This is a genomic window from Flavobacterium columnare NBRC 100251 = ATCC 23463 (assembly GCF_002530675.1).
In the GTDB taxonomy this organism is placed as follows: domain Bacteria; phylum Bacteroidota; class Bacteroidia; order Flavobacteriales; family Flavobacteriaceae; genus Flavobacterium; species Flavobacterium columnare.
Genome location: NZ_PCMX01000046.1, coordinates 24045 through 34584, shown reverse-complemented (window position 1 = coordinate 34584; position 10540 = coordinate 24045). Strand labels below are relative to the sequence as shown.

The window sequence follows — 10540 nt, the reverse complement described above, 5'->3', positions numbered from 1 at the left end:
TTCTGTCTTTTTTATTTTTAATACTTCTATCCCTACTTAAAAAAACAATTATCCTTTTAGTAATCAATTAGATACCCAATTAATAATTCCTCTCTTTTAACGATTATTTATCCCTTTTAACGATTATTTTTGGAAAACATACCCCTCTACACTAGATTTGAACTACCATTACAATAAGTAGGTTAAGTTATGGTAGATTTGGGGCAAAATGGGTGGAGAATTTCTCTACCTTTTTTTTATTAAAAAAGTCATTTACGCGAAAAAGGTATCTTAACGAGAATTTTATTTTCCATTAGATTCAAAGTGAACTGACAAAGACTGTCTGTTTTACTTTTCAAATTCAGAAACTTATCCAAATCTTAGTCATTTAACCACACAGTGTATCAATCAATTCTTAGTCAAAATAACACATTTTAAGTCGTGTTGTATTACTTCTTCTAAAAACTTCCATGATCACTTGATTTTTATTGAGATTTCTTCTTTCACAACTATGTCTGACGCGAATTTTGGATTAACACCTAATTACTCATTAGAAATTTATTACGGATAAAAATGTTTTTTAATCTAAACAAAGTAGTTATACCATTTAAACTTAAAATATACTGGATTTAAAAGTAAAGTTCTCGATACGTTTTTTTTATTTTAAAAACAACTCGAACAGACGGTTGAGTATATAATTGGAATCATCGTTCGTTCGAGCGCGAAGCGCATTGAGAACCAACACTAATTTTTGTTGCTTTTATAGATGTCCTATTTTTAAAAAGAAAATTCAAAGTTTAAACGATACAACAGATAATCTGGATTCAACCATAAAAAAAGAGGTTAAGCCTTACTCTATTTTTTGGGGCAACCTCTTAAAACCAAAAATTAAAAATGCTAAGTTTATCTATATATTTGGTTTTCTCGTTTTATATCGGCCATTTCTCCTTTAGCATCAATCACTATTGCTTTTATGTTTTGTTTCAAAGATGGTATGGTAAAATCATACGTTGGATAAGCCCAATCCCAGCTTTCTAAATCATTTCTTTTTAAATTAGATTCATTGGGTTTTGACCAACGCATGGCTGTTTGAGGTATATAATAGAGCTCTTGCGTTCCATTTTCGTAAGAAACAGTTATTTCAATCGGCATAGGTGTTCTCCCCAAACGTTCTAGGGTAACTTTTGTTGCCTGTTTTTCTTCAACTACTTCTTTTATTGCGTAATCAATAGTATTTGTTGTTTTAGTCCATTCTGTTAGGTACCAATCTAAATTGGCTCCTGTTATTTTTTCAGCTGTATGGATAATATCTGTTGGGGTTGGATGCGTAAATTTAAAATCGGCATAATAGCGTTTTAAAATTTTAATTAAATTTTCTTTTCCAACAAGGTATTCTAGTTGGGTTAAAAACAAGTTACCTTTGCTATAAGCCTGAATGCTATACGGTCTATTTTCATCATAATGATCTGCGTGAGTAGTTTGTGGTTGTTCTTTTCCTGATTTAACTAATGAAAAATATGCTTTATAGGAATCTTCATGAGGGTTTTGTAGTTTTTTATCTGCTATTTCATTTAACCCATAATTTTCTAACCAAGTGGTAAACCCCTCGTCCATCCAACTATATTTACTTTCGTTTGTTGCTAAAATATGTTGAAACCAAGAATGTGCCATTTCGTGAGCGGTAACCCCAATTAGACCTTCTTGGGTTCCTTCTCCTAAAATTAAGGTACACATTGCATATTCCATACCTCCATCTCCACCTTGTATAACAGAATATTGTTTATAAGGATATGAGCCAACTGTTTTATTGTATATATCCATTAACTGAGAAGTTTTAGGTTGTAAATTTTTCCAATTTTGAATAATTTCGGGTTTATTTTGATATAAAAAGTGTAGTGTAACACCATCAGGACGTATTAACTTATCATGAAGATATTCTTTATCTGCAGCCCAAGTAAAATCATGAACTTGAGGAGCTATAAAATGCCATGTTAGGGTTTTTGCTTTTTTAGGATATATTACTTTAAAACCATTTTCTTCATATCCTTTTCCAACTTCATTTGCATTTTGTAGATATCCGCTTCCTCCTAAGACATATTCTTTATCTATGGTAATTTTAACATCGAAATTACCCCATACGCCGTGAAATTCACGACCAATATAAGGGTCTGCTTGCCAACCATCTATGTCATATTCAGCCATTTTAGGATACCATTGTGACATAGAAAGTTCTATTCCTTCTTTGTTATTTCTACCACTTCTACGAATTTGAACAGGTACTTGTCCATCAAAATCCATTGTAAAGGTAGTGCTTGTTTTAGGCATAAGAGGTTTTGCCAAATTTACCTCTAAAATGGTACTTACACGTTTACTTATAACAGCTATACCGTCTTGCTTTAAATTATTTACATATAAATATCCTATTTCATTAGGTTTTAAAGCACTAATTCTACTTTCTTTTACTTCTTTACCCTCTACTTTTACTTTATTTACCATGCGTCCATCAGGATCTTTAATTGATTTTAAACGCGCATCCATGGGACTGTTAGGCTGAAAAGCATTGTTATACAAATGTATATATACTCTCTTTAAGGTGTCTGGAGAATTATTAGTATATAGCAATGTTTGTTTCCCTTTATATTGATAATTTTTCACATCCATATAAACTTCCATCTTATAATCTGCATGCTGTTGCCAATAACTGGGATTGGGATTTTTTTGCGCTAAAGCCAATAAAGGGAAAAAGAATAGTACGTATTTTTTCATATCTATTAAATAAAAAAGAAGGGATTAAATCCCTTCCAAATATACTAATTTAAACTAAGAGTTATTTTTTTGTAATTTTTTCAGCCATTTTTAAGGCATTATAAGCATTTACTATTTTACCGGATTTAGAAATTTTATCTAAAGTAGTAGGTTCAGCATTTTCGCCCGCTAGGGCAAAAGTGTTGGTTAAAGAAATCCCTGATTCTATTAAAATTTGTTTTACTTGAACAGCTTTTAATTCTGGGTAAAAAGCTCTTATTAAGGCTGCTACTCCAGCAACATTGGGCGATGCCATAGAGGTCCCTTGCAAATATTCATATTGATTATTAGGAACGGTTGCATATATTTTTACCCCCGGTGCAAAAACATCTACATTTACCTTTCCGTAGTTAGAAAAATTAGCCATTACTTTTGATCCGTACTCATAATTTAAAGCGCCTACTGTAATTACGTTATCTGCAAATTCGGGATTACTTCCTTCTGCATCATTAGGGTAATTAGGCTTTACATCAATATTTTCTGCATCATTCCCTGCTGCGTGAACAAAAAGTACATCTTTGGAGGCTGCATATTTAATAGCGTCATAAACCCATTCTTTATTAGGAGAAAAAGCTTTTCCAAAACTTCCATTGATTACTTTGGCTCCATTATCTACCGCATAACGAATAGCTAAAGCAATGTCTTTATCATATTCATCGCCATTAGGAACGGCACGTAATGCCATAATTTGAACGTATTCTGATGCTACACCATCGCCTCCTTTTCCATTACCTCTAGTTTGTGCTATAATTCCCGCTACGTGAGTTCCGTGTTTACCACTTTCTTTCTTAGGCCCTATAACATTGCTATTGCCATATTTTGTTTGGGTAATATCGTAAGGATTATCGCCTACTGGTTTACGTCCATCAAATTCTGTATTTAAATTATAATTTAATTGATCATAAACATAATCTTTATACTCTCCTATTTCAGTATCAAATTTTGCTTTATCTCCTCCCATGTTAGACAATACTTGCCCAATAATATTTTGAGATTGAAGCAATGTTTGATCTGTTGTTTTGATTGTTTTTACCTCAGCAAGAGTATAATTTTTCTTTTTTAAATACTCCGCAATGTTTTTATCTGCATTTACAATTGCGTCTATTTGAGTTTTTTGAGGTTCTAGCTCAGATTTTTTTTGTGTTAAAAGAGCTAAAGCATTTTCATATTGAACGGAACCATCATTCCCTTTTTTCACGATGCGGGTTAATTCTAACTGTTCGTTATCTGCATCCCCTAAAAAGTTCCATCCATGAATATCGTCTATATAACCATTATTATCATCATCTTTTTTATTTCCTGGAATTTCTTTGGAATTTTTCCAAATGGCTGGTTTTAAATCTTCATGTTCAATATCAATTCCAGAGTCAATAACACCTACAATGATCTTATTTGCTTTTTTCCCTTTTAATAATTGATCATACGCTTTATCAACTCCCATTCCTGGAATCGTATCTTTAATAAGATCTAGATGACTCCAACGTTGTAAGTCTTTTTCCTTAATGGGAGTCATTTTTAAAGGCATTTGATCAATTTTTTTAGGATCAATGCTCACAATTCCTTTTGGCGCACTACAACTAGCAATCATCATTCCTATAGCACCCGTAAAAGTTATCGTTTTTAAAATTCTCATAAATATAATTTTAGGCTGTAAATATCTTATTTATATTAATATCAAAAAGTTGTTTTAACATTAGATTAATATATCCTCTAATTGAAAAGTTTCTTTTAGTCGAACGCCTTTTTCTGTTTTTTCAACTGTTATAATGGGATTATGTGCATCATGCTCCAACCATAAATAAAAGTTTTTTTCGGCTGCTTCGTTCAAAAATTTTTCTTTTTCGGATAGTGTTAACAGCGGGCGAGTATCATATCCCATTACATAAGGCAGAGGTATATGTCCTGCTGTAGCTAACAAATCTGCCATAAAAACGATTGTTTTATCTTTATATTGTATGTGGGGTATCATTTGTTTTTCCGTGTGACCATCAACATATAAAATACCAAAATTCAACTCATCTGAAATTCCATAGTCTGAATCAGGTCTTTTTATAAAATTTAAATGCCCACTTTCTTGCATGGGTAAAATATTTTCACTCAAAAAAGAGGCCTTCTCTCTTGGATTGGGCTTAGTAGCCCATTCCCAATGGTTTTCATTAGTCCAATAGGTTGCCTTTTTAAATGCTACTTCATAGCCTGTTTTTTCTTTATTCCAGTTGACACATCCTCCACAATGATCAAAATGCAAATGGGTCATAAATACATCTGTTATATCCTCTCGATGAAAACCATATTTAGTTAATGATTTATCCAAAGTATCCTCTCCCCATAAAGAGTAATAACCAAAAAATTTTTCGGATTGTTTATTTCCCATTCCTGTATCTATCAAAGTTAACCGGTTTCCTTCTTCAATGAGCATACAACGAGCTGCTATATCTATTAAGTTATTAGCGTCTGCAGGATTGGTTTTATTCCAAATAGCTTTGGGTACAACTCCAAACATAGCGCCTCCGTCTAATTTAAAATTACCTGATTCTATGGGATATATTTTCATAATGTTCAAACTTTATTTTTTATATTGATACATAAAGCCATTGTTTTAGTATAGGCTTTGAGAAGATCTTTTTTATGTCTTTAATTTATGATTACGAAAGTCAAATATACTAAAAAGATGTATGAGGTTTCTCTTATAACTTTACTTACACAAAATAGATATTAAATGGAGTTCGTTTTCTTTTATATTCACGTTTTATATGATTCATACTGTATTATTTTGAATGTTTGAATCATTTTATCATCTACACAGAGTATTTTTTAATATTTTTTTATCTTTAACTTTTTCTTTATGCTTTTATTTCTATCATAAAATCGAACATATAATTTGGTTTTCACATTAAGCAATAATTCCAGAATATAAAATTTCTAGAATAAGAATAGTTTTCATTTTTTTAATTCATTAAAAAGGTGCTCAAGTTTCTTATTTTTATTAAAACGATATGTTTTTTTTACGATCAGTTTCTGTATCGTATTAATTCGTTCTTTAGTTATAGGATGTGAGCTCAAAAATTCAGGAACTGATAAAGCTGTAGAGTTTTCTTCTTTTTCTAATGTGGTAAATAAATCTATCATGCCTTTGGGATCTATTTGATTAGCTAACATTAGTTTAAAACCTTCCTCATCTGACTGTGTTTCAAAGTTTCTGGAAAAGGAGAGCGAATACAAACTATCTGCATGCTGTCCTACCACAGACATGATACCATTTATATCTCCTAACATTACTGATAAAAAAAGATACCCTGATAAATCTCTGCATAATAATTTTATTGCATGCCTTTGGTTTACATGAGCTGTTTCATGACCTAGTAAGGCTACTAATTCTTCATACGTTTTTATCTTATCTAATATTCCTTTATAAACCACTATATTTCCATCAGGAAGAGCAAACGCATTTACTATAGGCGAATCTACTATCGTAAAATGTAATTTTTTAGTATTTTTTAATTTTAGTTGGTCTGCAAATTCTTGCAATAATTGAGACTCTTTTTCTTTTTTATTTTCAGTTAAAATAAATTGATTAAAAGCTGAAACTCCCAACTTGTCATCAAAACTTTGAGGTAATAAAACGGCGGCTTTTTCTCCTAACCAGGGAACTACATAAAAATAGCTAAAAATAACAGAAACAAATAAAATCATGGCTATAGAAATAACTATAATTAAATTTAAATTTCTAATTTTTTGATTCCAATCAAGTTGCTTGTTTTCAGACAAATATTGTTTAAATTCTTGTATGAATTTTTGATCCGTTATTTGAATGTTTTGCGAAACATCTAACTTATAATGCAATACTACTAGATTGGATTGAAAAGTGTGATCCAATTCGTTAATAGACCAATTTAAACAACCTTTTTCTTTATTTTCAAAAAACAGGCAGTTTTTTCTAATATCTAAAAAAAGTTCAACGAAATGGGGTTTAGAAGAAACCCCATCATAATATATAGCTTGTGCCTTAGTTATTGTCATTATATTACTAAATCCATATCTAACATATCTTCCATATCCTCACCTGTAGCATCTTTATAAATCTCTTCTGTTTGATTAATCGTGCTAAGATCAATTGTTCCTTCTAATTGAATAGAGGACAATAGGAACTTCATAATGCGCATTTCAACCCAAGCTGCTCCTATACCAAAAGTAAACATGATAATTAACAAATTGACAATGGCTACCTTAAAAAGTTCTCCCCCAGTAATATTGGTAGAAATTTTTAATTCGTCTTCATCTTTGTACATTTTTAGGTTATTTATATAATATTCAATAATTTCTTTTTGCCACCAAAAACCATAAATACCAAGAGTAAACAAGGTTAAAAAATAACCTTTAATATTTAGTATCAAATAATCGCCCCCATTTCCCTCATACTCCATTTTTATATTTCCTAAACGAATATTTTGAAGAGTATATTTTCTTAAGTTAATTGTAAACCAAGAACCATAAATTCCAAATGTTATTACAGTAAGCCCAAACCATTTTAAGAAATTAATCATTAATTCCTTACGGTTTCCTCTATACCCAAAACGAATCCCTCTCCATGAAGTTCTAGACATTCTGTAACGATAAGACCCGTGTATAGCAAAAGGCACTATAACTAAAATAACACCTACTAAAAATAGGGAAGCAATACTTTCAAAACCTGCATGATAAATTAAACCTAAAAAAACCGCTAGACCTAAAAAAACCGCAATACTTGTTATATATCCTTTAAACATTTCTTTTCCTGTACCATGAAACTCAAAAGGACTCCCGTCTAAGGTCGTTTCACTATACAAATATTTCAACCGTTTTTCTTTTGCCCAAGGATGATAAAAGCCTAGTGTTACAGCATTTAATACCCAATTAAGAATTAAAATTCCAAAATACGTTTCGCCTTTCCCGCAAAAGTCCATACTGTAGCTTTTAGCTTGCTTTAATTTTTGATCCATTCTTTAAATAGTTAATTTGTTTTTGTAACGCAATATAAAGGAATTCAAGAATCTATCATAACTATTTTTTATTATAAAATTGATTACAAAAATGTTAGAGATTATGAAAAAGAATTTTTATGTTGTACCTTTGCAATTAATTTAGACAAAATCAAAATAAGAAATGATAAAAGTTTCAGAATCAGCAAGTAAGAAAATCATGGATATGATGAAAGAAGACGGCTTTGATGCTTCAAAAGATTTCGTGCGTGTAGGAGTAAAAAGTGGCGGTTGTTCGGGCTTATCTTATGAGCTTAAATTTGACAAAGAAACCACCGAAAACGACAAAATTTTTGAAGACAATAACGTTAAGATAGCTGTTGAAAAAAAATCATATTTGTATCTAATAGGCACTGTACTTGAATATTCAGGAGGGCTTAATGGTAAGGGTTTTGTTTTTAACAACCCCAATGCACAAAGAACCTGTGGGTGTGGCGAGAGTTTTTCTCTTTAATTTAAAACATATAGCATTGCAAACAAAAAGAAACCTTTTTCAAAAGATTATGGTTTAATGAAGCCCATTAATAAAGAATAAGTCTTTCTATAACTTCTAAAGAAGATGGAAAGATCCAAAAAAAGAAACGACTAAAGATTGTTAGATACCGTTTCTTCTTATAACAAAAGCTTCAGTTGGAGAATTTATTCTCGCTCTATTTAGCTTTTGATTTGAAGTATATTTCAATAGAAGAATTTGAAAATGAATGCTAAAATTAGTGATATATCAAAGTTAACAAGTGAATTAATAAAGTATCTGGATTCAGCTTTATAACTTTTAACTTTAAAAACATTATATACAAAATGAGTAAATATACCGAAGACGATTTAAAAATAGAACTAGAAAACAAAGAATACGAATACGGTTTTTACACTGATATCGAGTCAGAAACGTTTCCTGCGGGCTTAAACGAAGGTATTGTTCGAGCTATTTCTAAAAAGAAAAACGAACCGGAATGGATGACCGAATGGCGTTTAGAAGCATTTCGTATTTGGAATGAAATGACAGAACCAGAATGGGCTAACGTTCATTATGAAAAACCTGATTTTCAAGCAGTATCATACTATTCCGCACCTAAGAAAAAAGACAAATACAATAGTTTAGACGAAGTAGATCCCGAACTATTAGAAACATTTAAAAAGTTAGGAATCTCAATTGATGAGCAAAAACAACTAACAGGGGTTGCCGTTGATATTGTAATGGATTCAGTATCTGTAGCCACTACATTTAAAAAAACCTTAGCCGAAAAAGGTATTATTTTTTGTTCTATATCAGAAGCTATTCAAGAACACCCTGAACTGGTTCGAAAATATATCGGAACTGTTGTTCCTCAAAAAGATAATTTCTATGCAGCCTTAAATTCCGCTGTTTTTTCTGATGGAAGTTTTTGCTATATACCAAAAGGCGTTCGTTGCCCTATGGAGTTATCAACCTATTTCCGTATTAACCAAGGAGGAACGGGACAGTTTGAAAGAACTTTAGTTATTGCTGATCAAGGCAGCTACGTTTCTTATTTAGAAGGCTGTACAGCACCTAGTCGTGATGAAAATCAATTGCACGCAGCTGTTGTTGAACTCATTGCTCTTGACAATGCCGAAATTAAATACTCAACCGTTCAAAACTGGTATCCAGGAAATAAAGAAGGAAAAGGCGGTGTCTATAACTTCGTAACTAAACGCGGTTTATGCGAAAAGAATGCTAAAATTTCTTGGACACAAGTTGAAACAGGTTCTGCTGTAACTTGGAAATACCCGTCTTGCATACTAAAAGGAGATAACTCAATAGGCGAATTTTACTCTATTGCCGTTACCAACAATTTTCAACAGGCAGATACTGGAACGAAAATGATTCACTTAGGTAAAAACACCAAGTCAACAATCATTTCTAAAGGTATATCTGCTGGAAAATCACAAAACAGCTATAGAGGATTAGTACAAATTAGTTCTCGTGCCGAAAATGCACGTAACTTCTCTCAATGTGACTCTTTATTAATGGGTAACAACTGTGGCGCACATACGTTCCCTTACATTGAATCTAAAAATTCAACCGCAAAAATCGAACACGAAGCCACAACTTCTAAAATTGGCGAAGACCAAATTTTTTACTGTAATCAACGTGGTATCCCTACAGAAAAAGCAATTGCATTAATTGTAAATAGTTTTAGCAAAGAAGTATTAAATAAGCTGCCAATGGAATTTGCGGTAGAAGCGCAAAAATTATTAGAAATTTCTTTAGAAGGGTCAGTAGGATAATGAGCAATTCCGTAATTATAGTTGGTTCATCTCGTAAAAATGGTAATACCACCACAATTGCTGATGCTATTGCAAAGCAATATAAAATGGCTATTATTAATTTAAGTGATTACCAGTTTACTTATTACGATTACGAGAACAAAAATACAACAGATGATTTTCTTCCGCTAATGAAGAAAATCATACAAAAATATGACACCCTTCTATTTGCAACACCAATATATTGGTACAATATGAGCGGTATCATGAAGGTTTTTTTCGATCGCTTTTCTGATTTAATCCAAATTGAAAAAGATTGGGGCAGAAAATTAAGAGGAAAAAAAATGGCCGTAATTTCTAATTCGCATGATTTTGAAAAAGATTTAGACTATAATTTCTATATACCCTTTCAAAAATCAGCCGAATACTTAGGAATGCAATATATAGGAAATAAGCATATTAATGCCGATAATCCTAAGGAATTAAACAACGTAGAATTAGCTTTTTTATAA

At 31.5% G+C, this 10540-nt stretch carries 8 protein-coding genes; 3 read left to right on the top strand and 5 right to left on the bottom strand.

All coding sequences use genetic code 11. The features are described 5' to 3' along the window. Positions 1–882: 882 nt before the first annotated feature. From B0A78_RS07195 to B0A78_RS07175, 5 genes are all read right to left on the bottom strand, one after another. A complete protein-coding gene (locus tag B0A78_RS07195; RefSeq protein WP_014166664.1) occupies positions 883–2745 on the bottom strand; it encodes a M1 family metallopeptidase in 1863 nt (620 codons plus the stop codon). Between the two features lie 61 nt (positions 2746–2806). Beyond that, a complete protein-coding gene (locus B0A78_RS07190; RefSeq protein WP_014166663.1) occupies positions 2807–4417 on the bottom strand; it encodes a S8 family peptidase in 1611 nt (536 codons plus the stop codon). A gap of 60 nt (positions 4418–4477) precedes the next feature. Further along, complete coding sequence (locus B0A78_RS07185; RefSeq protein WP_097609522.1) at positions 4478–5338, bottom strand: MBL fold metallo-hydrolase; 861 nt, start codon at positions 5336–5338, stop codon at positions 4478–4480. A 386-nt stretch (positions 5339–5724) separates the two neighbouring features. Continuing rightward, positions 5725–6804: a M48 family metallopeptidase gene (locus B0A78_RS07180; RefSeq protein ID WP_097609521.1), complete on the bottom strand. Its 1080-nt coding sequence runs from the start codon at positions 6802–6804 to the stop codon at positions 5725–5727. Continuing rightward, positions 6804–7763 (bottom strand): YjgN family protein, encoded by a 960-nt coding sequence (locus tag B0A78_RS07175; protein WP_014166660.1) that lies wholly within the window; start codon positions 7761–7763, stop codon positions 6804–6806. Before B0A78_RS07175 ends, B0A78_RS07180 begins: the two co-directional genes overlap by 1 nt. A 163-nt stretch (positions 7764–7926) precedes the next feature. Here B0A78_RS07175 and B0A78_RS07170 point away from each other — a divergent pair, with 163 nt between their 5' ends. The 3 genes from B0A78_RS07170 to B0A78_RS07160 all read left to right on the top strand — a co-directional run bounded on the left by B0A78_RS07170 (position 7927) and on the right by B0A78_RS07160 (position 10540). Continuing rightward, positions 7927–8256, top strand: coding sequence for a HesB/IscA family protein (locus tag B0A78_RS07170; RefSeq protein ID WP_014166659.1), 330 nt, complete (start codon positions 7927–7929; stop codon positions 8254–8256). A gap of 344 nt (positions 8257–8600) precedes the next feature. Next, positions 8601–10049 (top strand): Fe-S cluster assembly protein SufB, encoded by a 1449-nt coding sequence (sufB, locus tag B0A78_RS07165; protein WP_097609520.1) that lies wholly within the window; start codon positions 8601–8603, stop codon positions 10047–10049. Then, positions 10049–10540 carry a flavodoxin family protein gene (locus tag B0A78_RS07160; RefSeq protein ID WP_014166657.1) on the top strand — a complete coding sequence of 164 codons (492 nt, stop codon included), beginning with the start codon at positions 10049–10051 and terminating at the stop codon, positions 10538–10540. The genes sufB and B0A78_RS07160 overlap by 1 nt, the downstream gene beginning before the upstream one ends.